The following is a 24212-nucleotide window of genomic DNA, read 5'->3' as shown; positions in this document are numbered from 1 at the left end:
TATCAAGGATCAGCCGTGAATCTGTTCACTTTTGCCGTAACGGGAAATCACATCGGACTCATAGTCCAGAAACTCCTGCCAACGCTTGTCCACATCAATATTGGGGCAAAGATCACGGGCAAGCTTAATAAACATGGTGTAATGCCTCGCTTCAGAGATCATAAGCTTGTTGTAAAAGTCAGACAGATCCTGATCATCAATATTTTCGGACAGGACTTTAAAGCGTTCACAACTGCGGGCTTCAATCATTGCGGCAAACAATAACTTGTCGGCCAGGCTTTCTTCCTTTCCTTTACCCTTCTGGCGAATAAATTTTACCAGCTCATTTACATAAGAATCCTTCCTCTCTTTTCCGAGGTCATAGCCTCTTTCCACAATTTTTTTGTGTACCATGCGAAAATGCCCCATTTCCTCCTGAGCCAGATCCGCCATTTTTTCTACCAGGTCAGGAAATTCAGGATACTGAATAATAAGGGAAATTGCCGTAGAAGCAGCCTTCTGTTCACAATAAGCATGATCCGTCAGGATTTCCTGTATATTCCTCTCCACAATGTGTTTGACCCACAGAGGATCTGTTTTCATTTTTAATCGCAACATAACTGGTACTATAACAGATAATCTACAACGGAAAAATAATACTTGTCCCCCATCCATCCCAATCTTTAGCGGAAAAACAATTTTTGCCAACCGTAAACCTACTGCCAAATAGCGATTTATTTTAATAGAAAAGGCCGATTTGAATTTTTGTTGCAAAAAGGCAAAAAGTTTACATGAAGATTTACATGTTATAATTTGGTGGATATTTTATTTTTCGTATATTGCATAACATTTTAAATACTATTATTCGTATAAAACAAAGGTAAACTACAGAAATCGACATGAAAGAATAATTACAAAGATGTCGCAAATCTCCAATTTTCTTGCGTATTTCACACTAAATCAAACCTTGCAAATATGATCAGAACTTTTTCCTCTACCCTCCTGGCTATACTGATCTTCACATATTTCCAACCTGTAATGGCATCATTGCCGATTGAATTTGACGCGGGCACTTATGGCTGTCCGTCGGGATCCAATTCCTACATTAAGTCTGCAAACCCCTTTATCAGTAATACAACTTACGATAGTATCTACTTGTCTGAGTGTTTTTCGCCAACGGCATCCTTTACGTATTCCATTGCTGACCCGGACATAGTAGCCGGGCAAACTTATACCCTTTACCTTCACTTTGCAGAGATTTATCACGGTGCGGGTAATACCAATCCCAGCGGAGGAAATCAAAGCAGGATTTTTCATGTTGAAGTGGAAGGCGTGAGAATTCTCGATAGTCTCAATATACATGCCCTGGTAGGTCCCGCTGCTGCGCTCGTGTACAGATACGATGTTGTGGTTGGAGTCGATGGCGACATTGACGTGACCTTCATAAAAGTTGTGGGTGATCCTAAAATATCGGCTTTTGAAGTAAAGAAATTTGGGGATCCTTCTTCTTTCCCGCCATCCACATCGATTTTCCACATCAATTCAGGGAATATACTTCCTGTCGAGCTTATCGATTTTACAGCAAAACCTATTCAGAATCAGGCAGCCAGACTTTCATGGACAACCGCTTCAGAAAATAACAATTTTGGGTTCGACATTCAGAAAGCAAACGAAAAAGGCGTTTTCTATTCTATCGGTTTTATAAAAGGTGTAGGAAGTAGTTCCTCTTCCACTAATTATTCTTTTGATACTCAAGCCCTAACCCCTGGCACTCATACCTTTCGCCTTGGTCAGACAGATCTCGACGGCTCTGTTCATTATAGTTTTTTGACTGAGGTGACCATAGCAAGTGTTGAAGCACCGATACTTACCCAACTGTTCCCTAACCCCACCCGCCATGAGGCTACGCTTACACTGTTGACACATGAAACTCAAACATTTACCATTTCTATTCTCTCTACCCAAGGCAAACTCGCAAAGCCGGCCATTCACCAGGTCGCTCAGGCAGGAGCCAATACACCCGTTTCACTGAATGTTTCTGACTTACCACAAGGTATTTATATGATTAGAATATCGGGAAATGGTATTACCCGCTGGGAAAAAATGGTCGTACGTGAATAAACTTAAGCAAGATTTCTTATATAATCCTCCATTTAACTATATTAGTATTTTACAGTGAAGTCCAGCAATGATTCACATTTATAAAAGAGAACTTACCCCGGCTGAAAGAGTCACGTTAAACAAACATATTCCAGGTCTTTGGAAGTGGATGGAGGGCGCCATGTTAAAATGGATGTTCATCTTTATGCTGAGTTTTATTCCACTTCTTTTGTCAGATGAGATCTTTCATCTGCATCTTATGACCAACAAACCCATCATCATCTTGTGGATTTCGCTTACGACGATCACAACGGTCATCCTCGTCTGGCGGGAAAAAATACAATGGCGAAACTCTTTTGTGGGAAAAGATCTTCAAACAGGAATCGTAGAAGTGACCGAATGTGATCCCACACATGCCATAGAAATTGAGGAAGATGAGGAGATGGGAATCGGCTATTTTCTCGACGTCGGAGAAAACAAAACCTTATTTCTTATCGGAAAATATCTGTATAAACAAAATCTGCCATTCTTTCCTTCCACGAACTTAAAAATCATCCGCGCTCCGCAAAGTGGAATTGTTCTGGATATTATCGTAAATGGCGAGTATCTTCCACCGATGGAAAACCTTGCGCCTTTTTCGCATGAAGATTATGCCTCCGGGAAAGTCCCTATTGACGGAGAATTAATCAACAAACCATTAAAAGAGCTGGTATGATCATAAGCTGCCGTAGGTGAATGGTTGATTCAATTCAATCCTTTTAACCTTTATGAAAACGCTGACTATTTTCTCTCTGGTCTTATTTCTGGCCTTATTCTCCCCCGCACAGAATCTTATCCTAAACGGAGGATTTGAAAATTCTGGCTCCAACTGGTTTCTTTGGTCTGATACAGGAAATGGCTATTCCGCAACCATCTCATATAATGCGGATCAGACCCATTCCGGAACAAAAGCCGCACAAATTCACGTCACACAAGTGAACACTGGAACCGCCTCTCCCTACGACAGGATTTGGCATATTCAACTTCAATACACACCTGGTTTTGCCGTTACCTCAGGTCAGGAACTACACCTGAAATTCTGGATGAAACAAAAAGGTCCAGACAAATTTGCCGTTGCCAATCTCTCCAAAAACAGCCCGCCCTATAATGTATATGATCAGGTCTATTATGATGTCAACAACAAATGGGAACTGTATGAAACGAATTTTGCCGCGCCTTCCAATACTTCCGACATTCGCCTTGGCATTTATGTCGGTGCGGATACAGGAACCTATTATGTAGATGATGTGGAGTTGGTGCCAACCGGAAAAATGGTAGATGACAACTGGTACCAACAGGCAGAATCGAGAATAGACACTATCCGGAAAGGTGATTTTTCTATTGCCGTGCTTGATAGTACCGGCACTCCCATAACTGGAAAAAATATCTCCGCCACACTAAAAAAACATTATTTTGACTGGGGAACAGCCCTCACACTCAATAAAACCATCAATGCCGACGAAACCTGGTATCGACAGACTGCAACTGCCTATTTCAACAGCGGGGTTTTCGAAAATGCCTTCAAATGGCCCTATATGGAACCTTCCAGTGGAGTTACAGACTATACCGATGTGGATTACTATCTCAATTGGGCTCAACAGCAAGGATGGGATTTGCGTGGACATGCACTGCTTTGGGGCGGCAATAAAAACTGGCAATCCCCGGCCTGGCTTTGGGGTCTTCCCAAAGATACCCTTATGGCCCGGATTGAAAGAAGAATAAAACGAGATGTTATTCATTACCAGGGTATTATAAAGGAATATGATGTTGTCAACGAACCGGTACATGAAAAAGTGGTTTCCCAAATTACCGGAGATACCATTAACCATCTGGTATTTAAATGGGCCAGAGAAGCTGACCCTTCCGCCAAACTTTACATCAATGATTATTCCATCATCAATAGCGGAGGCGACCGGGGAAGATATCACCACATGGTAAAAAAGCTGATCGACCAGGGTGCCCCTGTCGATGGCGTTGGCGTTCAGGGCCACTTCTGGGATCTCAACCCTTGGTGGGCCATCCGCATGAAACTCGATTTTATTGCCAGTCTCGGACTTCCTGTCAAAATAACCGAATACGATATCAATCCTCAACAAAAAAATATCACTGACCAGCAACAGGCAGAAGCATTCGGACAGATGATGCGAATCGCATTTTCGCACCCTTCTGTATAAGGTTTTCTATTTTGGGGATTCTGGGATGGAAGACACTGGATCGCAAATGCGGGGATGTTTAACGATGACAAATCCTCCAAACATGCGGCGGATACTGTTTATCACCTTATTCATGAGGTATGGACAACCAATGCCAGCGGCACTACTTCCGAAAATGGCTTGTTTGAATTTCGCGGATTTTATGGAGAATACGAATTAACGCTGCCTTCCGGAGAAAAAGTTCCCCTCAACTTTACTCCCGATGCCAAAGATACAGTCATATATATCAGCGGAGGAACTTCTGCCGTCGAAGACATGCTTCCATCTGTTAAGATGACGCTTTTTCCCAATCCCACACAGGATAAGATTTTTATAACTATAAGCGAACATACCACCAGGTATGCAGATATTTATATCACTGATCTTCAGGGAAAAACAGTTGAAAATGTATTCCGGGGGATGATTTCACCATTGGCGATTATGGAGCATTCCGTACAAAACTTAGCCCCGGGCATGTATATTGTTGTTGTGCAGGGAGAAAACTGGTCTGCCAGAAGTAAGTTTATCGTGAATGAACCCTAATTTTTGTCCACACTTTCTACCTTATAGATAAAATACTTGGTATCTCCCCTCCAGTCAAACTGGTAGAATTTTTCGTGATAGTGAAGCTTTACCTCTTCTCCTTTATCCATGGCATCATCAATGGCTTCGCGGATATCCTCGGAGCCTCTATAAACAGAAAATGACCATACATTAGGAGAAATATCGCCAGCCTCATCTTTCGCAAATCCACCTACATTCAACTGACCCTCATACGTTTTAAAGATAAATCCCTTTTTGCTGAATTTGACAATTTTTCCTACACGGCTACCTGAGCTATAACTACCAAAAACAGCTACACCTCCGTATATAAGTCCGGCAAGGACAATAATGACGGATGTGATAATTGCAATTCGCTTAAACGTTTTCATATTCTTTAGGATGAGTTTCTTCAGTCGTATCTTTCAACGATCGTGTTATTATTATGACGCAGTAAGGTTTCAAAAGTTACTGATTTTCTACTTATCCCCACACAATTATTTCTATACTGTCTCATAGCGATATATGATTAATTCATAACTTGCGGGGTAATAAGGACTACAAATATGGAAAATATTATCGGCATAAGAAGAGAAGATTTAAGCAAACGTGGGGAAAAACGTGTAGCTCTTGTACCTGAACTGGTACACCAACTTGCCCAGAATGGTGTAAACGTAATTGTTCAACCTGCCAGAAATCCTGACACAGGAGAAAAAAAACGTATTTTTGATGATGAAACGTATGAGCAGGCAGGAGCAGAAATAAATGAAGATTTGTCAGCAGCGCATATCATTTTCGGACTAAAAGAAATTGATCCTGCCTTTATTCTGCCCGGAAAGGCTTATATGTTTTTTTCACATACACATAAAGGCCAGCTGAAAAACCGGCGACTGCTACAGACCCTCATCGACAAAAACTGTACATTGATAGATTTTGAACTGGTCGTCAATGAAAAACAACAAAGGATCATTACTGCATTTACTTATTTCGCTGGCTATGCCGGAATGATTGATTCGCTTTGGACTTTAGGCCAAAGATTAAAGATTGCCGGCATCGAAAATCTATTTACACGGGTTCCTCAATCTATTGAAAAAGAAGATCTGAGGGAAATAAAAACGATGCTGGCAGATCTGGGAAAAAAAATACAGAGAGAAGGTACTCCTAAAGAAATCCCTCCTGTAATATGCTGCTTTCTGGGAAATGGCAAAACCAGCACCGGTGCTCAGGAGATATTTAACCTACTCCCCGTACAAACGATCACGACAGACGAACTACCAGAAATATACGCTACAGGATCCCGGTTTCAAGTTTACCAGCTGATTCTGGATATTCCTGAAATGTTTAAGGTAAAAGAGTCCTCGCCTTTTTTCTCAAAAAATCTTTTACCTGATGATTTTTTCCAAATTTATCTCAGTGAGCCTCAACACTTTGAATCAAATCTGGAAAATATATTCCCCTACGTTACCCTGATGATGAATTGTATCATCTGGTCGCCCAGATACCCCCGGCTGATTACACGTGAAAATGCGGCAAAATGGTATAAAAATCATAGAAGCCTGAAGGTAATTGGAGACATTTCCTGCGATCCGGAAGGTGCGATTCACTTTTCACATGAAACATGGATTGACAATCCGGTTTTTATCTACAATCCCCTGACAGGAAAAAGTTCAGATGGCTTTGAAGGAGAAGGAATTGCCGTTATGGCTGTAACAAACCTTCCTTGTGAATTTTCCGCTGACGCTTCCCGGCAATTCAGTAATGATATTTCTCCTGTTATTTCAGGTATCACTTCCGCAGACTATACGGCCGATTCTCCTGACCAATCCGGACTACCAGAATCCGTAGCAAATGCTGTTATTCTCTGGAAAGGTAGCTTTACAGAAAAGTATAGGTATATGGAAAAATACCTCAATTGAGTTTCTTTAGTCACAAATGTTTGCAGGGGCATCTGGTGTAAGTCCTAAAAGATATAAAGCGCAGGGCGATATTCCAACTGCCTCACGGTCTGAAGCGACAGAGCCGAATATTCCTACGGCAGAAGCTGTACCGGAGATATTGCTATACTCCCACCGTATCGTATTGAGATTCAGATATGCAGGATCATTGGATATAATATACCGGGAGAGGAATGTATCAATAGCCGTAACCTGTAATTCGACAAAATCGGGTAAATCGGTCCATGGCGTTCCACACACCGGACTATCTTCAAATATATACCGGGAGTTTTGATCAGAAAACGCCCCTTTCATTCTGGTAATCAATACGCCATCCTGAAACTGATAACAAAGCGCATTGTCGCCGGTCTGAGCACAGGCAACATCATCATTAAACAGACGCGTCGGGCGGGTTTTGTAGGTCCTACGAATGCCATTTTTCCAGAAATTCAGGCGAATCTGTATCTCATATCGCATAGCGGCTGTGCGTACTTCTCCCCTATGTTTGTTGAAATAAACATAAACACTGTCTTCAAAAGGAACAATCGGCAGGCATTTATTGCCCTGGGTAATTGTAACCTGGGGGGCTGTAATTCGCGGTTGCGGCGGAATACGGGTAGTTGCTGTGAGAAAAAAGCCGGGGACCTTTGGGTCCTCTATCCTGAGGCGATATACTTTTTCCTCCTGTAACCGATCAATGCCTTGAGTATGAAAACGATAAAATGTAGCATACGGAGCGAAATCACCATTTGAAGTATCCTTCTGGACACTATCAATCTGCACAGCATCAAATACTTTACCACTATCGTCTTCAAGTGAGACTTTCAACCCTTTGACGCTCTGGTCATTGGCAGCAGCATAATCATATGCATTTTCTTCAGTCTGAAAAGCCAGAGAAACACGGATATATTGGAAATCTTCCTGTGCATTCAACACACCATATACAACCCAAATATCTTTATAAGGGGCGTTGATCTGAACAGATTCCGAGCAGGCAAATATGGTCAGGCAAAAAATCAGCGGGTATAGCTTCTTCATCCGGGGAGATTATTACCATCTGTGATAAATGAAATTACGGAAATTTGACGAAAATAGCGTGGGTTAAATTTGTCAGGCGATTTCATATATACGAAATACTCATTTCCACAAAACCTGAAATTCACCCTCTGGATCATATCGCGCACTTTGCGAAAGGGGATTAAAGACTCTGTTTTCCCTCGGATCATTGCCTACTCCCGCCACATATTGCCAGTTGCCGTAATTGCTGCAAGGATCATAGTCGATCAACATACTTTCAAACCAGGACGCGCCCATCCGCCAATCCAACCCCAGATTATGTACAAGATATGATGCCACATTCTGCCGTCCCCGATTACTCATAAACCCTGTATTCCGCAATTCGTTCATATTTGCATCGATAAACAACTGCCCGGTTTTGCCCAATTTCCATTGCTCGTACCGTTTTGTGTTCATACCAAAATTTGGATTTTTTCCTGAAATTCCACCGGCAAAAAATAGCCGGGCTCCGTATTTCATCGACATGAATTTGAAAAAATCTCTCCATAAAAGCTCAAATACCAGCCAGTATGTTGATTCGTTTTTAATTATATCTTCTTCGTATTTTTTCACTTCGGCATAAATATATCTGGGAGAAAGTGATCCATTTGCCAGCCATGGCGAAAATTTGGAAGAATAATCAGCCCCTATCAAGCCGTTGCGTGTGTCTTTATAATGAGAAAGTGACCGGGTCTCATAAAAGTAATGGGTCAGTCTTCTTTTCCCGGCTTCTTCTCCCCCAGTAAATGTCATCACAGCCCGATTGTCTTTAGGGATTTTTTTGTACCCCAATAAGTCCAGATCAGGAATGATTTTTGGGGTAAAAACGGGTGTATCAATTCTGGAAGGTGCAGAAATGGGAGGTTTTACCTGACAATATTTTTCAACTTTTTGCCGAAACTGAGTAAAAATATCAGGGATTTCTCTGACTGAAAAGGGAAGATTGTCGGGATGAATCAGGGTACTTTCATCGTACAGTTTCAATTTTATTTCCTCTGAGACGCGTTGTTCATCTTCTTTTTCAAAATGGGTATAAGCCCGTGAAGTGTACACACAATCTGCACCAAAATCTCTGGCCAAACGCAAGATGATCTCCGAAGGTAATCCGGTTTCAACCCATAATCCTCCTCCGGCATCTTCAACAGATTTTTGCAGCGCTTTTAGCGACTCCAATAAAAAATCTGCTCTAAAAACCCCCATTCGGGCATTACCCCATCTATCCTTTTCCAGCCATCTGCGATCAATCACAAAAACCGGCAGGATCTTATCATTCTCTGAAATTGCGTGATGCAGTGAATGATTATCACTCAACCGAAGATTATCCCTCAACCATACAATAGCGGTTTTCATAGCCTGATTTACTTCAAATAAATTTTTACCATAAACCAGATTATAACCGCATGTGTTTTATAAAAAAGCGGAATTATAAACTTCCATAAAATACACTTCTGCGAAACTTCCTGTCTGCCTTTGCAGATTACCGCAAAGTCCGCGCAAAGTTTCGCAGAAATTCCCAATTACTTTATACTTCCGTAAAAAAATACAAAAAAGTGACCTCAGTATATTTTTTTCATCCAAATGATAAACCGGTAGGCATATGAGGGGATGCACAGTCAGGTAGATTGCAGAGAATGGTTACCAGTTTTTAAAATTGTGTTTTTGTTTAGCTGTATAGGTTTATGTTGAGTCCCGGAAAATTTCCGGGACTTTTCTTTATGAAGTTATGGTTGCAAGGGGATTATTTAATTGCCGGATGGCGCCACGAATAAACCAAAAATTTACTGATGCTGACAGTATATCTGCAATCGGAAATGCATACCAAATACCATTCAAATCAAAAAATAATGGAAGAATCAGCACTAAAGGAATCAGGAAAAAGCCCTGTTTCAACATGGTAAGCAGCAGTGCAGGAACAGCCTTACCAATAGACTGAAAGTAAGCAGAACCAATCAGTTGAATTGTTAGCGTAGGTGTTGCCAAAAATACAGTCATGATAGCTGGCGTACTTAACAGGATCAACTGTTCGTCAACTGTAAAAAGCGAAGCGATTTGGCGGGCAAAAAACATCACACCTAAAAAGATCACAAAAGCCAGCCCTGTTCCAAAAGTTATGGCTTTGTAAATCAACTCTTTCACCCGCTCCCTTTTTTGTGCGCCAAAATTATAACCTGCAATTGGAAGAAATCCCTGCGTAACGCCCAAAACCGGGAAATTTGCAAACATCATCACCCGGTTGATAATACCATAAACAGATACGCCCATCTCTCCACCATAATTGAAAAGTGCATTATTCAACACAATGGATAGTACGCTGATGGTACCCTGCCTCACCAGAGTTACCACACCAATAGAAAATATTTCTTTTACCACAGAAAACCGCAGCCAAAGATTTTTTACCGCCAGCTTAAGCTCAGATGGACCACGGGTGAAATACCAGACAGAAAATAAGGCGCTCGCCATATAGGAAATGGTGGTCGCCCAGGCAGCGCCACTTATTCCCATGTCAAGTCCCGCAATAAATATGGGATCGAGAATAATATTTACCACCGCAGGTACAATCATAATCATCATGGCAAAGCGGGCAGCGCCTTCTGCACGGATCACATTATTGGTCATCATCGCCCAGGCCAAAAATGGAATTCCCAGAAGAATGATTTGAAAATATTCTTTGGCGTAGGGAAGTAATTCTCCTCTACCCCCAAAAATCTGAAGTAGGCTTTCCTGAAATAAAGAGCCAAAAATCACCATCACTACTGCAAGCAGTAATGTAAGCGTAGCCTGGTTTCCAAAAGTGAGCAAAGCATGCTCTCGGTTGCCCGCCCCCAAAGAGCGGGAGATCACAGAAGCCCCGCCAATTCCTATCGACATACCAATGGAGGAAATCAGAAAGGAAATCGGAAAAACCACGGTAATTGCACCTAATCCCAACGTACCCACCCATCGCCCCACAAAAATGCTGTCTACAATCCCATAAACAGACATAATAAGAATCCCCACCGAAGCCGGTATCGCCTGAGCACGCAATAGTTTTCCGATCGGTTTTGTGCCCAGTTCTTCCGAATTAGCCATTCAATTTTTATTTTGATTTAACCTTTTAAATCCATTCTCATAAACGGAATAACGATTGTCAGGTTAAGACTCAAGTTGCGAAAACCGGTAAGTGATGCGATTTTTTTACTGTTTGTCTGCCGGAGGTGAAATCATTATATGCGCACGATGTGTCCCGGGATCCATAATCCAGGGTCCTCCGGGAACGATCGGCTTTAGTGGCAATCCTGTAGATTCGGAAGTTGCCCACGGAATGTAAACTACATATCGAAGGGTAGCACCCGTAACTTCTCCCGTATCAGCATTGTACTGCCCCTCTTTTCCGGAAAGTACATGCAATGTTGTCGGATGATCAGGCATTTTTAGCGTTCCCGCCTTTGCTTCGGCTTCGCGGATATCAAACACTTCCTGATTGGTTTTACCGGCATCTTTTAACTCTCTGCCTCTTGCCATAAATGGCTCAAGATCTTTGTGATAGGCAGAAACACTAAAGCCCGGTCTCGTAGGGTCGTCGGCCAGACAGATAAAAGTGTTGGTTCCTTCACGTAGTGTAACAAGTTTTCCTTCTGCATTAAATCCTAATACTGTTGCTCCGGATCTTTCTTCTTCAGGCGCAGCCATCACAGCGGATGCGATCTGGTATTCTTTTGATGGAATGTCCTGCCCTTTCAGGGAAATACAGGTGAAAATCACCAGTGCAATGGATAAGGTAGTTATTTTCATTATTGCCAGGGGTTAAAGGGTTAATTTATATCAAGATACCATTTTTACCGGTTATTCATATCCTGCAAAGACTGTCGATTTTACAGTTGGCCATTCTTCTTTCAGAATAGAATAATACACGGTATCTCTGCGATAGCCGTCACTCATTAGTGTATGGCTGCGAAGGGCACCTTCATATTTTGCACCAATCGCCTCTATGGCCGTCCGCGATTTGTGATTTCTGGCATCAGTCTTTAATTCCACCCGCTCAAATTCCAACTCCTCAAAGGCATAGCTGAGCAACAAAAATTTACAATGCCGGTTTAAGCCCGTTCGCTGAAAGACATTCCCCAGCCATGTCCACCCTATTTCCAGGCGTCTGTCTTTATTGGAAATATTGCCAAAACTCGTACACCCCGCATACTGATTAGTATGTTTATCAAAAATAATAAAAGGATAATGGTTTCCATTCTGTTTTCCGAGAAGGGATACTTCTATATTTTGAATCAGATCTTCAAGATTATGGATCGGCGTTGGAGAATAGGGAGTGAGATTCGGACTGGCCAACACAACAGGTTCCAGCAGTTCAGCATCAGAAATAGTAATAGGACGAATGCGAACCCGCTGATTTTCAAGGATAATATCTGAATGAAAATCTACATTTTTCATTGGGAAGTATTCTGGCATCATTTCTCTCACTTCCATCCAAAGCACACCCAGCCGGTTTTTTCCTTTTCCGTCTTCTCCTGTTCCCCAGTAAGGATCATCCGCAGCTTCTTCGATGATTGGCAAATTTTGGGTTGAGCGGAGAGTTTCCCGAACGATTTTATGTTGAAGAGCTTTTGCAAGCAGTACCTTCTTCATAAAAACTTCTTTCAGCTCATCCCAGTCAGCCCGTACTTTTTCGGCCATCTTTCGGGTCATTCGCCAGGCATCGACAGGGTCTTCGAGATTTTTGATCAGGAGTTGGTACTCTGTCTCCATAAACTTCCTGCTCTGATAATAATGTTCGGATGTTGGCCAGCAATGCCCATCCAATTCAATCGGATGCGGAGAAAGATTGGAAAAGCAACCATACGGTTTGTCCGGTTCATAAAACCGGATAGCTTCCGGGTTTTGGAAAAACATTATTTTCGAGGACTAGTTTTTTTGATTGATATTTTCAATATCTCTGCGAAATCTTTCGGTCAGGTCATTTACAAAATTGTCAACCACTTCCTGCTCCTGACGATCAATTCCGGCACTGGCCTCAGCCACCTTTTCCATTACCTCTATCATAAACTGATACTCTGGTTCTGGGCCATAATCCTGACAAAAAAGAATCACCTTTTTATACAAGTCTTCCACATCAGACTTTTGTTTTACTTCATAATCAAAAGACCATTTGATTTCTTCACCCCATGGATGGCTGGCGATGAGCTCTTCAAGCTTTTGTGTTTCTTCTGGCTGAATAATCCCATCAGCCATTGCAACTACATATAAGAGTTCACCAAAAACATCGTATAACTTTACTTTACTACGCATTGTATGAATAATCTCTTTGAATGATTTTCAGATGGTGTTCTGTATGATAAATGGTAAAAAAAATAAGTTCGCGAACAGTGATTTTTCCCAGCAAAGGATGCGGCACAATATAATGACTCAAATCTTTTTCACTCCAGTGATTTACTTTTTTTATCAGTCTCTTCAGCTCCTGATTAAATGATAACAGCATTTCCTCTTTCTGGCTTAACGAAACTGCGGAAGGGCGAAACGCGCTGGTTGCAGTGCCTCCGGCTGCCAATTTTTCATGGTACTTTTCAACAAGTGCTCCGAAGGTTTTTTCTTCACGATTATTTGTACCAAACCGCCATTGAAGGACAAATTTGGGAAGCCGAAGTACAAGATTTACGGGCCGGGTACTTTTGATCAGATGAGCGAGGTGCTGACCGGTTGACCATTTTTCAGGCTGGATATTTGCCTCAAACTTTTCTCCCGGCTGGTTTTCTATCCATCGTATCAGGTCAGAAAAATTTTTTTCCAGCCCATCGATCAATTGAGGTTTGGATTTTATTTCCATAGCCTGATCTTACCTTTAGACGATATTTAGCACCTGTTCTTTAATTTTTTCCAGATCATTTTTCATGCCCACAACCAGTCGCTGAATCTCCGCATCATTTGCTTTGGAGCCGATGGTATTGATCTCCCTGCCCATTTCCTGAGAGAGAAATTGCAACTGTTTTCCGTTGCTTTTATTTTCGATTTGCAGATCGCGAAAAAACTTGATATGCTGTCCCAGGCGGACAATTTCTTCATTTATATCCAGTTTTTCGAGATAGAAAATCAACTCCTGCTCAAACCGGTTCTGATCAGTTTCTACTTTATGCCGAATATCTTCCAGGCTTTGGTCAATTCTGGCTCGAATGGTCTCCATTCTTTTGGGTGCAAGAATTTTTATTCCCTCCAAAGCAGCATCAATCGCATCACAGCATTCACTCAGATCTTTGTCAAGTGCCAGTCCCTCCTCGTTGCGGGTGGCGATCATTTGCTGACAAGCTTCGTCCATCGCCGTTTGAATCAGCCCCCATTCTTCGGAGTCCTCTTTTTCTATTTCTGTAGGAATGACATCGGGAAGTTCGAGTATAAACTTCAAATCAACATCACTTTCCATTTCCAGGTATTGCCCCAGGCTACGGATTTCTGTAAGATACTTTTTGGCAAGCACCTTATTGATCTGAAGTGTCCTTTTGTCCGCACTTAAAACTTCGACATTGATGAGCACCGCAATTTTCCCCCGCACCAGCTGTTGAGAAAGAATATTCCTCAGTCGCTGTTCATATTTCATATAAACTCTCGGCAACTTAAGGGATAATTCAAGAAACTTACTGTTGAGGGACTTAAGTTCTACTGTAACCTGATAATTACCCGAAGCTTTTGTAGCGGCTCCATAGCCGGTCATTGATTGTATCATATAGGCTTCTTTTTCGGAGCGAATTTCTAATTCTTGGTTAAAGGGTGAAAATTTACGAATTCTAATTGTAACTTACAGTAACGTTTTCGTCTTAATAGTAATATACATCTGTTTACAGCATCTGAAAGCAATATGCAGATAAAATTTCTAGGTACAGGAGGCGCTTTTGACTACGAATCAGGCAATTCTGCCGCATGGATTTCCTTTATGGGGAAAAACATTCTCCTTGATTGTGGAAATAGTGTGTATCGTCGTCTACGGGAAACCGGCCTGGCAAATAAAATTGACTATATCATGATCACGCATTGTCACGACGACCATGTGGGAAGTCTGGCATCCATTATTCTTCATCATAGCTATTTTATCCATCCTGCACGAAAAGCGAATATTCTTGTTCCTTCAAAAGAATTTGAACACCACCTTCGGGAATTTATCCGATTTGCCATTCCCGATGTTGACAAATACGTTACCTTCACACACTTTTCCGAATTTCCCGGTATCGAGTGTATAGATACATATGGACTTCATGTCAAAAACATGCAATCTTATGGGTTTATATTTGAATCTGATTCCGATTTACTCGTTTACTCCGGAGATGTCGGGGACCCGGATGTCATATTTGACGCCCTGGAAAAAAAATTACCTTCCTCAAAAAAGATCAGAGTATTTCATGAAATGTGTTTTGATCAAAACGATGGCGTGCATGTATATTACAAACATTTATTCTCCAGACTGAAAGATTATGAAATTTTTGGTTATCACTTCGATACCCGCGAAATCCCCTCTGATAACATCATTCCTCCCGTAGCTTATTTTCCTGATCTGCTTTGTTAAGCATCTTTTACTTATGAAAATAAAACTTGGCTTTAGCACCTGTCCCAATGATACATTCATGTTTGATGCCCTGGTTCATGGAAAAATTGATACAGGCGACATTCAATATGAAGTAGTTCTCGCTGATATTTTTCACCTAAACCAAATGGCATCCCGGGGCGAACTCGATATGGTGAAGATTTCATATAATACCTATGGACAGGTAATCGGAAACTATCAGCTCCTCGATGCCGGGAGTGCCCTGGGAAATAATTGCGGACCTTTGCTGATTTCCCGCCACCCCCTCTCCGTTGATGAAATTATTAAGGAAAATCTTGTCGTAGGTATACCCGGAAAAAATACTACCGCCAATCTCCTCCTTGGTTATTATGCGCCAAAAATCGAAAACAAACGGGAAATGATATTTCATGAAATTATGCCCGCATTGCTCAACGGAGAAATTGATGCCGGACTGATTATTCATGAAAACAGGTTTACCTATCAGGATTTAGGGTTATTGCTCATTCAGGATTTAGGCGAATACTGGGAGCAGAAAACGGGCTTACCCATTCCCTTAGGGGCAATTGTCGCAAAAAAATCTCTGGGAGAAGACACCATCCGCAATTTGCAAACCCATATGCGGAAAAGTGTCCAATATGCATTTCGACATCCGGAAGCATCTTCAGATTATGTCAGAGAATATGCTCAGGAAATGGATCCCAAGGTAATGCAGGCACATATTAATCTCTATGTAAATGACTACAGCCTTACGTTGGGAGACAAAGGGATGAAGGCAGTCCGAGAAGTTTTGGCAGCCGGAGAAAAAATGGGAATTTTCCCGGAACAGACACATACATACGCTACAATTTTCCATTAATCCATCATCAAATTACACACTCATTTTTTCCTATGAATTTCCAGTTACAACAAAATGAATCGCTTCAGGAAGGGATAAAAAGAATATTATATGAAGAAATTGACTTTGCGCTGATGTCGCTCCAGGCGGAAGAAAACATTCACGAAGGTGTACATGATGCAAGAAAGTCATTTAAAAAAATCCGCTCCATCGCTCGCTTTGTCAGAGATGAAATCGGTGATGAAAAATATACAGTGGAAAATACCTGGTATCGCGATGCCGGAAGAAAACTTTCTGCCCTGCGTGATGCCACGGCGATGATTGAGACGTTGGACAAAATCAGACTACAGTACCCGGAAAGTATCAGCGACAAAACCTATCTTTCTCTGGAAAAAACACTGCTAAAAAATCAGGAAGAAATTTCTTATTTACTTCTGGTTCAGCGCAATATCAGACAAACCGTTTCTTTTCTACTTGTTGAAGGAAGAGAACGGGTCGAAACCCTCAATCTTCCGAAAAATTCATTCCGCGCCATAAAAAAAAGTATCTGCCGGGTTTATACTCAGGGTTATGACGGACTGGCATTATCGATGGATGACCCATCTGATTTTAATCTTCATGAATGGAGAAAATCTGTAAAACATATCTGGTATCATTTGCTCCTTATTCGAAATATATGGCCGGGTATGATGGATGCTTACGCAGAAGAGCTCCATACTTTGTCAGAAATGCTTGGCACAGATCATGATCTAGCGATCTTAAATGACTCACTGGAAAATGGAAGCCTGAATATTGATAATGAAAAAGCTAAACTGCAAATTGTAAATATCATCGCGCGCTACAGGCATGAAATCCAAATGAACATCTACACCCTTGCATCCAAAATCTACCGGCAGCGCCCCAATGATTTTGTAAGTTATCTCGAAACCTACTGGAATACCTGGCGCAGAAGTTTTCCTTTAAATTTATATTAGCGAATGGCTGTAAAACTCTCCCTTAAACAAGCGAGGCTACTTACACTGAAAACACAGGGGTTATTGTCTTCGTTCGCAATACGCGAAAAGGGAGCTTTGGAAGCCATAGAGCAGATCAGCTACATACAGATAGATACGATTTCCGTTGCAGCGCGAGCGCACCATCATGTTTTCTGGTCCAGAGTTTCTACTTATAATCCGGCTATGCTGGATAGCCTGGTTTCGAAAAAAAAACAGGTTTTCGAATACTGGAGTCATGCCGCAGCCTTTCTTCCTATGAAAGACTACCGATTTAGTCTTTATCGAAAACATTCGCTTGCCGAAGGAGAAAAACATTGGTTTGACCGGAACCGGCAACTGATGGAAATGGTAGTGGAAAGGATAAAAGAAGAAGGTCCCTTACAGTCCAAAGACTTTGGCACTGACGAACGACGTTCGGAATGGTGGGGATGGAAACCGACCAAAATTGCCCTGGAACATTTGTTCCAGGAAGGTGTACTTATGGTGTCAGAGCGTAGAGGTTTTCAGAAAGTTTATGACCTTACTGAAAGAGTGCTTCCACCTGACGTGGATACACAACTGCCCACCACAAACGAAATGGCCCGCCACCTGATATCGCGTGCGATTGGGGCACATGGTTTTAAAAATGAGGCAGAAATCGCCTACCTCCGAAAAGGAATGAAAGCGCCAATAAAAAAAGCGCTTAAAGAAATGGAAGAAGAAGGGGATATCATTCGGGTAATGATAGAGGGGTTGGAGCAGGAATATTTTTCTTTTCCTCATCTTCTTGAAGCCATTCCCGGTTCCATTCGCAAAAAGCAAATTCATATCCTTTCCCCTTTTGATAACCTGGTAATTCAAAGAAAACGGCTGGCCAGCCTCTTTAATTTTGATTATCAGATCGAATGTTATGTTCCCCAACCCAAAAGAAAGTTTGGATATTATTGCCTGCCGATCCTTTGGGGCGATACTTTCATCGGAAGGTTTGATCCCAAAGCAGACCGGAAAACAGGGATATTTTATATTCATAAATTATGGCTGGAAAATGACGTGCCCGATAATGATGAGATGATCCATGCTCTGGCTGAAAAGATTCAGGATTTTGCCCGATTTTGTGGCTGTCTGCAGGTGGTTTTAACAGAGTGTACAGATTTGGGAGTTAGAAACAAACTGAATACATTTTTTTCCGTATTTTAGTCATATCTCACATCTCTTCCACAACTTTATCCTGTTTCCATGAATTACAACCTAAACTCCGTTTTGCTTTGTTTTTCGATCTGTACCATTTCGCTGAGTGCGTACAGCCAGACCTTTGACACACCCATCGCATATCACAACTTTATAGCAGAACATTACAACATCATCTCTGCCAAGCATATAGCCTATGTCTCTTATTCTGTGCACAGCGAAGATGATTCGGAAATTGAAAATCGCCGAAATGATGTCATCCAGCAAATCATACTATCGCGTGATTCCGTTTTGGCAATAACCCCATATAAAGACGAAAAGAAATTGAAAGATATTGCCATTAGTGTTTTTGACCAGTATCTGGAAGTTTTTCAGTTGGAATTCAGTGACGCAATTGATCTCAAACGCGATAGTAAAAATTCATATGAAGCGATGGAAAAATTTTTTCAGATTCAGGATCGTGCGCAGGAGAAACTGGCCAAAGCATCAGATCGGTTTGATTTAGCAGAATTGGAGTTTGCTGGAAAGTATCAGCTTAAATTCGAAGAAAAGGATCAGCGGATTGCCTGGAAGTTGAAAATGATTTCAGAAGTCACAAAATATACCAATGAGTTTTTCCTTCATTATTTTCAGGTAATAAAGGCAGATGCTGCTTTTAAGGAAGCCTGGGACAAAAAAAATCCAGAGCAAATGGAAAAGGCTAAATCGGAGTTACTCAAAGCCGCGTCCTCGGCTTATACCAAAATACAGAGCAGAGGGTATTTTGATGGTAAAAAAGAGTTTTATGATGCGACCCTGGATTTGGTTGGGTATTATAAAAAACTGGCTTCCAGCGAATACAGCCAACTTACTGAAGTAATAAAAAACTTTGAGAAACGAACTTCTGAACAAGTCGCAAATTACAACAAAATTGTAAATAGCATTCCCGGTGAGACAAAAATGCGAACGGAGGTGTTTAACAGTTCCAGAAGAGCGCTTCAGCAAAAGTATATTCCGGATTTGACCGACACAAAAAGTATGAAATACTAAAATAATAATAGCCGCTTATTTCTTTCTCACAACATACAAGACAGAACTTCCGGTTTCTACTTTTTGCAGATTTCGAAGATAAGAACGCAGTCCCGTAAAAAAAGCCGCGAAGAGGCGGGTTTTCCCTGAAATATATTTCTCGCTCAGAAGACTCACATAAAATGCATCAAATGGCATTCGTTTCATTTCCATAAGTTGAAACTGCTGTTCTTCCAGCAGAAATTTCATTGAGCCAGGACTAAAGTGATACAAATGCCGGGGCACATCATAAGCGGCCCAAAACTCACCGTATTTCTCTGCGTCAAGCGATTGGTAGTTGGGCACAGCGATAATCAGCAGCCCGTTGGGTTTTAGCAGCAACTGTATTTTTTGAAGATACGCTTTTAGCTCATGGACATGTTCGAGCACATGCCACATGGTAATCACATCGTATGCTCCATTTTCCAGAGAAAATAATTGGTCGGATGGAAGAACAGATAACCCGTGATTTTTTTTAGCGAGACTGGCGGCACCTTCATCGGGCTCAAGCCCCAGTGTCTCCCATCCGGAGTTTTTCATCTTACCAAGAAATTCGCCTGTGCCACAACCAATGTCCAAAATCTTTCCTGAATTTTTTCCAGATGATTGGGTGATCAGATTTCGTTTTCCTTTCAGGGTGATTTCCCTGACCATCTGATAAAGCCGGTTGACAATTCCTTTGTTTGTATTGGAATGAGAAATATAATCTTCAGATTTATAGTAACTCCCGATTTCTTCGGGAACCGGTATATCCTGAGTAAACCGGAAAGAACATTGATCGCAATGCCATACCTGAAAGGGCTCTCCCGAAACCGTATGATCTTTGGGAGAAAATACTAAATGGATTTTCGGCGAAGCACAGACTGGACAAGTCTGATAAGTAATTCGGTTTTGTGAAATAGTTGTCATCCGTTGGGAATACACAAAATGGAACAATATGGGAGTCGCAAGTTAGTCGTTTTTTTCTTTTTTTTTGTGCTGGCTTTTTTTTCACTACTGGTAACCAGGGCCATCCCAAAAAAGGAAAAATTTACATTTCCCGTGACTTAAAACCCTTATTCAAGAAATCAAAATTCACGTCCATAATCCATTGATCATCAAATAATTACACAAAAATATTGTGCGAAATACGCAAAAAAAAGGCCGTATATTTTTCACATCCCCTACAAGATACCGGGAGGTCGGTTTTTATTAAAATCTCAGGGCCATTTTTTAGCGTCCCATATAAACCATAAGAATAGAAATATCTGCGGGAGACACACCACTGATTCGGGAGGCCTGGCCAAGACTTCTCGGCTGAATTTTTGACAACTTTTCCCGGGCTTCAGAAGACAGGGAAGTAATATTTCCAAAATTAAAGTTTTCGGGAAATTGAACTTCTTCTAACCGCATCATCTTTTGTGCGAGTTCCAGTTCTTTCTGAATATAGCCGGCATACTTAATTTGAATTTCTGCCTGGTGTAGAAATTCAATGTCCACATGGGCCAAAGTTTCTGCCAGCTCGGAGCTGGTATTGATCAAAGATTCTATAGAGACTTGCGGGCGGGTAAGGATATTGACGGACTTAACTTTCTGTTTCAGCGGAGAGGTTCCGATAGATTCGAGATAGCCGTTCACTTCTTCCGGAGAAAGAGAGGTTTGCTCAATACGATCGATGACGGAAGAAACGGCAGATCTTTTAGCAATCATTTTTTGATATCGATCTTCTTTTGCCAGTCCTATATGGTAACCAAGTTCGGTAAGTCTAAGATCGGCATTATCCTGACGGAGGAGTGTACGGTATTCAGCGCGGGAAGTAAACATACGGTACGGCTCTTTGGTGCCTTTATTTACCAGATCATCTACGAGTACTCCGATATACGCTTCATCTCTTTTTAAGATAAGCGGATCTTTTTCCTGAAGTTTTAATGCCGCATTTATCCCGGCAATGAGTCCCTGACTGGCCGCTTCCTCATATCCTGTGGTACCATTGATTTGCCCGGCGAAATAAAGATTTTCTACCAGCTGCGTTTCGAGCGTAAGTTTCAATTGGGTTGGTGGGAAGAAGTCATATTCTACCGCATAGCCAGGTCTGAACATTCGGGCATTTTCCATACCGGGGATGGATCGCAGCGCACGAAACTGCACATCTTCGGGTAGAGAGGAAGAAAATCCATTTACATATACTTCTACTGTGTCCCAGCCTTCCGGTTCGAGGAAAAGTTGATGACGATCGCGGTCGGCGAATCGGTTGATTTTATCTTCGATAGAAGGGCAATATCTGGGACCAAGTCCCTGAATTCGTCCATTAAACATGGGCGACCGGTCGAATCCTTCTTTGAGAATATTGTGTGTATCTGTATTGGTATAGGTAATATAACAGGGTTTTTGCGTTGCAAGGCGAGGCGTATCCATAAAAGAAAACTTTCCAGGATCTTCATCTCCTGGCTGTTCTTCCAGTGCAGCCCAGTTGATGGTTCGGCCATCTACTCTGGGAGGTGTACCCGTTTTCATTCGCCCGCTTTCGAATCCCAGACTTTCCAGCTGAGCGGTAAGTCCGACAGAGGCACGTTCGCCAGATCGCCCACCGCCAAACTGTTTTTCGCCGATATGAATAAGCCCATTCAGGAAAGTGCCATTAGTAAGTACCACTGCCTTTGTCGGAATTTCCAGCCCAAGTTGGGTGATCACGCCCACTACTCTACCCCCTTTTACAGAAAGCCCGGTTACCATTTCCTGCCAAAAATCGACATTCGGTGTTTGCTCCAGCATCAGACGCCAGGTTTCGGCAAAGCGCATCCGGTCGCTTTGTGCTCTTGGACTCCACATTGCCGGACCTTTTGAGCGGTTCAGCATGCGAAATTGTATCATCGTTTTGTCTGTAACAATACCCGAATAGCCGCCAAGTGCATCAATCTCTCGAACGAGTTGGCCCTTGGCTACTCCTCCCATGGCAGGGTTGCAGGACATTTGAGCGATCGTATTCATATTCATGGTTGCGAGCATAACCCGCATACCCATATTCGCCGCAGCTGCGGCAGCTTCACAACCAGCATGGCCGGCTCCTACTACTACAATATCATATTCTGGAAACATGGTACAAAATTAAGTCTAATTTTCGAATTGGAATCAACCGGATTGAAATAGATTTTGTTTAGCTTTTCAGCATCATTGTGATTCACTTAATCGTTTGTTCCACGTGGAACAAACGCTTTTTAAAAACTCATTTAGAAACAAGGTTCTTGTAGAATTTATGACTACAATTATTCAAAAAATCAGGGATTTCCCCCCACGTTATCTGCTGATCCTGGCCTTGATTGGGTTAGGATTAGCTTATAATTTTTCAGGAATACTTCCATTAGAACCGCAGGGAAGGCATCATTGGCGACAGACAGACTGTGCTTCTTTTGCCTGGAACTATTACAATGGGAATGGAAACCTCTTTACACCAGCGATGAACAATGTACTCTCCAATGGGAAAGGGCAGGCTGTGGCGGAATTTCCCGTTATCTATTGGGTGAGCGGAATGCTGTATAGATTGTTTGGGCCCCATGTATTTATCCTCCGACTGATCAATATCCTTATCGTTTTTTCGGGGTTATGGGCGTTATCGGGTATATGCAAAAACCTGATCGACGATTCTTTCTGGTCAATATTTATCCCATTGTTAGTATATACCAGTCCATTTTTTGTTTACTATTCAAGTGGATTTATTCCAGATCCCCCGGCAATTGCACTCTGTATGTGGGCATGGTACTTCATTTCTGCCTATATACTCTCTAAGAAAAAGAAACATTTCATCGTCGCTATTCTATTCTTCACCCTCGCCGCCCTGATTAAAGTCTCTGCAGCAATCAGTATTGTGGTTTGTGTCATTATTGTTTTGGGAAATAGACTCATCTATTCCCGGTTAAAGAATGGCAACCCATCTGTCTTTTATCAAAAAACATGGGTATATCTCCTGTATTTCCTGGGGGCAGTTATGGTCATTATTACCTGGTATATGTATGCTTCATGGTATAGCACCCGGTTTGAATACAACCATTTCACCGGAATAATCAGACCAATCTATCAGACATCAACTGAGAATATCACCAGGATTCTTCGGGATATACGTACGCAGCTCCCCTATTTTTATATGCCAACTATGCACATTTTCCTTGGGGGTTTGTTTGTATATATAATCACTCAATACAAAAAGGTCAGATATGAACTACTTATTATCCCGATCCTTCTGAGTATAGGCGGGTTTATTTATCTATCCATTTTCTTCCAGCTAATAGGTGGACATGAATACTATCACCTGATCAATATGCTTGCTGTGGCATCCATCCTGATCGTAAGCGCCTATATTTTCAGCAACAAACATCCCAATATATCGCAGCATTGGATCACCCGTACCCTGTTGATCGGATTCCTTTTGGCCAATGTGCTATATAGCAGAGAAAAGATGAAAGAATACTATGACCCCAACAACGCTTATCACAGGGAAAAAACAGCTTTCTATGAGGATGATTTCCGCCAATATTTATCATCCATTGGCTTAAAAGAAGACCAGTATATCATCAGTATTCCTGACCGCAGCCCGAATAATACGCTGTACTTATTGAAGAAACGAGGATGGAGTTCTTTTAATAACCCCAAACATTATGGAGAGGTAATGCAAAAATGGACAGGAAACTTCGGGGATATATTCCTAATTGTATCTGATTCAACCACACTATCTGATAGCCTTTTACAACCAGCTTTGTATCATAAGATAGGAACCTATCAGGAAATCCAGATATACTTATTGGAGAAAAAATAATGTTCCAC

The 24212-nt window shown here is 41.8% G+C and carries 23 protein-coding genes; 11 read left to right on the top strand and 12 right to left on the bottom strand.

The window, feature by feature from the left end; genetic code table 11:
* Positions 1 to 9: 9 nt before the first annotated feature.
* The gene (locus tag R3D00_01045; GenBank protein ID MEZ4771734.1) at positions 10 to 597 is read right to left on the bottom strand and encodes a tRNA-(ms[2]io[6]A)-hydroxylase; all 588 of its coding nucleotides are present in this window, start codon (positions 595 to 597) and stop codon (positions 10 to 12) included.
* Between the two features lie 357 nt (positions 598 to 954).
* Between R3D00_01045 and R3D00_01040 the strand changes: the two genes are divergently transcribed.
* The 4 genes from R3D00_01040 to R3D00_01025 all read left to right on the top strand — a co-directional run bounded on the left by R3D00_01040 (position 955) and on the right by R3D00_01025 (position 4853).
* Positions 955 to 2100 (top strand): malectin domain-containing carbohydrate-binding protein, encoded by a 1146-nt coding sequence (locus R3D00_01040; protein ID MEZ4771733.1) that lies wholly within the window; start codon positions 955 to 957, stop codon positions 2098 to 2100.
* 67 nt (positions 2101 to 2167) lie between these two features.
* A complete protein-coding gene (locus tag R3D00_01035) occupies positions 2168 to 2794 on the top strand; it encodes a hypothetical protein (GenBank protein ID MEZ4771732.1) in 627 nt (208 codons plus the stop codon).
* A gap of 52 nt (positions 2795 to 2846) precedes the next feature.
* The gene (locus tag R3D00_01030; protein MEZ4771731.1) at positions 2847 to 4292 is read left to right on the top strand and encodes an endo-1,4-beta-xylanase; all 1446 of its coding nucleotides are present in this window, start codon (positions 2847 to 2849) and stop codon (positions 4290 to 4292) included.
* 54 nt (positions 4293 to 4346) lie between these two features.
* Positions 4347 to 4853, top strand: coding sequence for a T9SS type A sorting domain-containing protein (locus R3D00_01025; protein MEZ4771730.1), 507 nt, complete (start codon positions 4347 to 4349; stop codon positions 4851 to 4853).
* On the opposite strand, the gene R3D00_01020 is transcribed toward R3D00_01025, so the two are convergent.
* Positions 4850 to 5242 carry a hypothetical protein gene (locus tag R3D00_01020; protein MEZ4771729.1) on the bottom strand — a complete coding sequence of 131 codons (393 nt, stop codon included), beginning with the start codon at positions 5240 to 5242 and terminating at the stop codon, positions 4850 to 4852. The genes R3D00_01025 and R3D00_01020 overlap by 4 nt on opposite strands.
* 174 nt (positions 5243 to 5416) lie before the next feature.
* On the opposite strand from R3D00_01020, the gene R3D00_01015 reads away from it, so the two are divergent.
* Positions 5417 to 6766 (top strand): hypothetical protein, encoded by a 1350-nt coding sequence (locus R3D00_01015; protein MEZ4771728.1) that lies wholly within the window; start codon positions 5417 to 5419, stop codon positions 6764 to 6766.
* A 6-nt stretch (positions 6767 to 6772) separates the two neighbouring features.
* On the opposite strand, the gene R3D00_01010 is transcribed toward R3D00_01015, so the two are convergent.
* From R3D00_01010 to R3D00_00975, 8 genes are all read right to left on the bottom strand, one after another.
* On the bottom strand, positions 6773 to 7822 hold the full coding sequence (locus tag R3D00_01010; GenBank protein MEZ4771727.1) for a DUF4249 family protein: 1050 nt from the start codon (positions 7820 to 7822) through the stop codon (positions 6773 to 6775).
* Positions 7823 to 7921: 99 nt separating this feature from the next.
* Entirely contained in the window at positions 7922 to 9190 is a 1269-nt protein-coding gene (locus R3D00_01005) for a DASH family cryptochrome (protein ID MEZ4771726.1), read from the bottom strand.
* A gap of 363 nt (positions 9191 to 9553) precedes the next feature.
* Complete coding sequence (locus tag R3D00_01000; protein MEZ4771725.1) at positions 9554 to 10909, bottom strand: MATE family efflux transporter; 1356 nt, start codon at positions 10907 to 10909, stop codon at positions 9554 to 9556.
* Positions 10910 to 11014: 105 nt separating this feature from the next.
* Positions 11015 to 11611 (bottom strand): hypothetical protein, encoded by a 597-nt coding sequence (locus R3D00_00995; GenBank protein MEZ4771724.1) that lies wholly within the window; start codon positions 11609 to 11611, stop codon positions 11015 to 11017.
* A 51-nt stretch (positions 11612 to 11662) separates the two neighbouring features.
* Positions 11663 to 12718: a GNAT family N-acetyltransferase gene (locus tag R3D00_00990; GenBank protein ID MEZ4771723.1), complete on the bottom strand. Its 1056-nt coding sequence runs from the start codon at positions 12716 to 12718 to the stop codon at positions 11663 to 11665.
* 12 nt (positions 12719 to 12730) lie between these two features.
* Entirely contained in the window at positions 12731 to 13114 is a 384-nt protein-coding gene (locus R3D00_00985; GenBank protein ID MEZ4771722.1) for a TerB family tellurite resistance protein, read from the bottom strand.
* Complete coding sequence (locus R3D00_00980) at positions 13107 to 13649, bottom strand: DinB family protein (protein MEZ4771721.1); 543 nt, start codon at positions 13647 to 13649, stop codon at positions 13107 to 13109. The genes R3D00_00985 and R3D00_00980 overlap by 8 nt, the downstream gene beginning before the upstream one ends.
* A gap of 15 nt (positions 13650 to 13664) precedes the next feature.
* A complete protein-coding gene (locus tag R3D00_00975) occupies positions 13665 to 14540 on the bottom strand; it encodes a YicC/YloC family endoribonuclease (GenBank protein MEZ4771720.1) in 876 nt (291 codons plus the stop codon).
* A 132-nt stretch (positions 14541 to 14672) separates the two neighbouring features.
* Between R3D00_00975 and R3D00_00970 the strand changes: the two genes are divergently transcribed.
* The 5 genes from R3D00_00970 to R3D00_00950 are packed head-to-tail and all read left to right on the top strand — an operon-like array spanning position 14673 to position 19400.
* Complete coding sequence (locus R3D00_00970; protein MEZ4771719.1) at positions 14673 to 15374, top strand: MBL fold metallo-hydrolase; 702 nt, start codon at positions 14673 to 14675, stop codon at positions 15372 to 15374.
* A gap of 13 nt (positions 15375 to 15387) precedes the next feature.
* Positions 15388 to 16230 carry a 1,4-dihydroxy-6-naphthoate synthase gene (locus R3D00_00965; protein ID MEZ4771718.1) on the top strand — a complete coding sequence of 281 codons (843 nt, stop codon included), beginning with the start codon at positions 15388 to 15390 and terminating at the stop codon, positions 16228 to 16230.
* A 32-nt stretch (positions 16231 to 16262) separates the two neighbouring features.
* Positions 16263 to 17183, top strand: a complete 921-nt coding sequence (locus R3D00_00960; protein ID MEZ4771717.1) for a CHAD domain-containing protein — start codon at positions 16263 to 16265, stop codon at positions 17181 to 17183.
* Positions 17184 to 17186: 3 nt separating this feature from the next.
* The gene (locus tag R3D00_00955; protein MEZ4771716.1) at positions 17187 to 18380 is read left to right on the top strand and encodes a crosslink repair DNA glycosylase YcaQ family protein; all 1194 of its coding nucleotides are present in this window, start codon (positions 17187 to 17189) and stop codon (positions 18378 to 18380) included.
* Positions 18381 to 18419: 39 nt separating this feature from the next.
* Positions 18420 to 19400, top strand: coding sequence for a hypothetical protein (locus R3D00_00950; protein MEZ4771715.1), 981 nt, complete (start codon positions 18420 to 18422; stop codon positions 19398 to 19400).
* 15 nt (positions 19401 to 19415) lie between these two features.
* Here the strand turns inward: R3D00_00950 and R3D00_00945 are convergent, their stop codons facing one another.
* Positions 19416 to 20327 (bottom strand): class I SAM-dependent methyltransferase, encoded by a 912-nt coding sequence (locus R3D00_00945; GenBank protein MEZ4771714.1) that lies wholly within the window; start codon positions 20325 to 20327, stop codon positions 19416 to 19418.
* 303 nt (positions 20328 to 20630) lie between these two features.
* Complete coding sequence (gene mnmG, locus R3D00_00940) at positions 20631 to 22493, bottom strand: tRNA uridine-5-carboxymethylaminomethyl(34) synthesis enzyme MnmG (protein ID MEZ4771713.1); 1863 nt, start codon at positions 22491 to 22493, stop codon at positions 20631 to 20633.
* Positions 22494 to 22650: 157 nt separating this feature from the next.
* Here mnmG and R3D00_00935 point away from each other — a divergent pair, with 157 nt between their 5' ends.
* Complete coding sequence (locus tag R3D00_00935; protein ID MEZ4771712.1) at positions 22651 to 24204, top strand: glycosyltransferase family 39 protein; 1554 nt, start codon at positions 22651 to 22653, stop codon at positions 24202 to 24204.
* Positions 24205 to 24212 lie beyond the last annotated feature (8 nt).

It is taken from the genome of Bacteroidia bacterium (assembly GCA_041391665.1).
Lineage (GTDB): Bacteria > Bacteroidota > Bacteroidia > J057 > J057 > JAGQVA01.
The sequence above is the reverse complement of the archived record's forward strand: the minus strand, read 5'-3'. Positions and strand labels throughout refer to the sequence as shown.

Coding starts and splice junctions, on each gene's coding strand:
- R3D00_01045 (MEZ4771734.1), bottom strand. CDS start 597: ATGTTGCGATTAAAAATGAAAACAGATCCTCTGTGGGTCAAACACATT.
- R3D00_01040 (MEZ4771733.1), top strand. CDS start 955: ATGATCAGAACTTTTTCCTCTACCCTCCTGGCTATACTGATCTTCACA.
- R3D00_01035 (MEZ4771732.1), top strand. CDS start 2,168: ATGATTCACATTTATAAAAGAGAACTTACCCCGGCTGAAAGAGTCACG.
- R3D00_01030 (MEZ4771731.1), top strand. CDS start 2,847: ATGAAAACGCTGACTATTTTCTCTCTGGTCTTATTTCTGGCCTTATTC.
- R3D00_01025 (MEZ4771730.1), top strand. CDS start 4,347: ATGTTTAACGATGACAAATCCTCCAAACATGCGGCGGATACTGTTTAT.
- R3D00_01020 (MEZ4771729.1), bottom strand. CDS start 5,242: ATGAAAACGTTTAAGCGAATTGCAATTATCACATCCGTCATTATTGTC.
- R3D00_01015 (MEZ4771728.1), top strand. CDS start 5,417: ATGGAAAATATTATCGGCATAAGAAGAGAAGATTTAAGCAAACGTGGG.
- R3D00_01010 (MEZ4771727.1), bottom strand. CDS start 7,822: ATGAAGAAGCTATACCCGCTGATTTTTTGCCTGACCATATTTGCCTGC.
- R3D00_01005 (MEZ4771726.1), bottom strand. CDS start 9,190: ATGAAAACCGCTATTGTATGGTTGAGGGATAATCTTCGGTTGAGTGAT.
- R3D00_01000 (MEZ4771725.1), bottom strand. CDS start 10,909: ATGGCTAATTCGGAAGAACTGGGCACAAAACCGATCGGAAAACTATTG.
- R3D00_00995 (MEZ4771724.1), bottom strand. CDS start 11,611: ATGAAAATAACTACCTTATCCATTGCACTGGTGATTTTCACCTGTATT.
- R3D00_00990 (MEZ4771723.1), bottom strand. CDS start 12,718: ATGTTTTTCCAAAACCCGGAAGCTATCCGGTTTTATGAACCGGACAAA.
- R3D00_00985 (MEZ4771722.1), bottom strand. CDS start 13,114: ATGCGTAGTAAAGTAAAGTTATACGATGTTTTTGGTGAACTCTTATAT.
- R3D00_00980 (MEZ4771721.1), bottom strand. CDS start 13,649: ATGGAAATAAAATCCAAACCTCAATTGATCGATGGGCTGGAAAAAAAT.
- R3D00_00975 (MEZ4771720.1), bottom strand. CDS start 14,540: ATGATACAATCAATGACCGGCTATGGAGCCGCTACAAAAGCTTCGGGT.
- R3D00_00970 (MEZ4771719.1), top strand. CDS start 14,673: ATGCAGATAAAATTTCTAGGTACAGGAGGCGCTTTTGACTACGAATCA.
- R3D00_00965 (MEZ4771718.1), top strand. CDS start 15,388: ATGAAAATAAAACTTGGCTTTAGCACCTGTCCCAATGATACATTCATG.
- R3D00_00960 (MEZ4771717.1), top strand. CDS start 16,263: ATGAATTTCCAGTTACAACAAAATGAATCGCTTCAGGAAGGGATAAAA.
- R3D00_00955 (MEZ4771716.1), top strand. CDS start 17,187: ATGGCTGTAAAACTCTCCCTTAAACAAGCGAGGCTACTTACACTGAAA.
- R3D00_00950 (MEZ4771715.1), top strand. CDS start 18,420: ATGAATTACAACCTAAACTCCGTTTTGCTTTGTTTTTCGATCTGTACC.
- R3D00_00945 (MEZ4771714.1), bottom strand. CDS start 20,327: ATGACAACTATTTCACAAAACCGAATTACTTATCAGACTTGTCCAGTC.
- mnmG (MEZ4771713.1), bottom strand. CDS start 22,493: ATGTTTCCAGAATATGATATTGTAGTAGTAGGAGCCGGCCATGCTGGT.
- R3D00_00935 (MEZ4771712.1), top strand. CDS start 22,651: ATGACTACAATTATTCAAAAAATCAGGGATTTCCCCCCACGTTATCTG.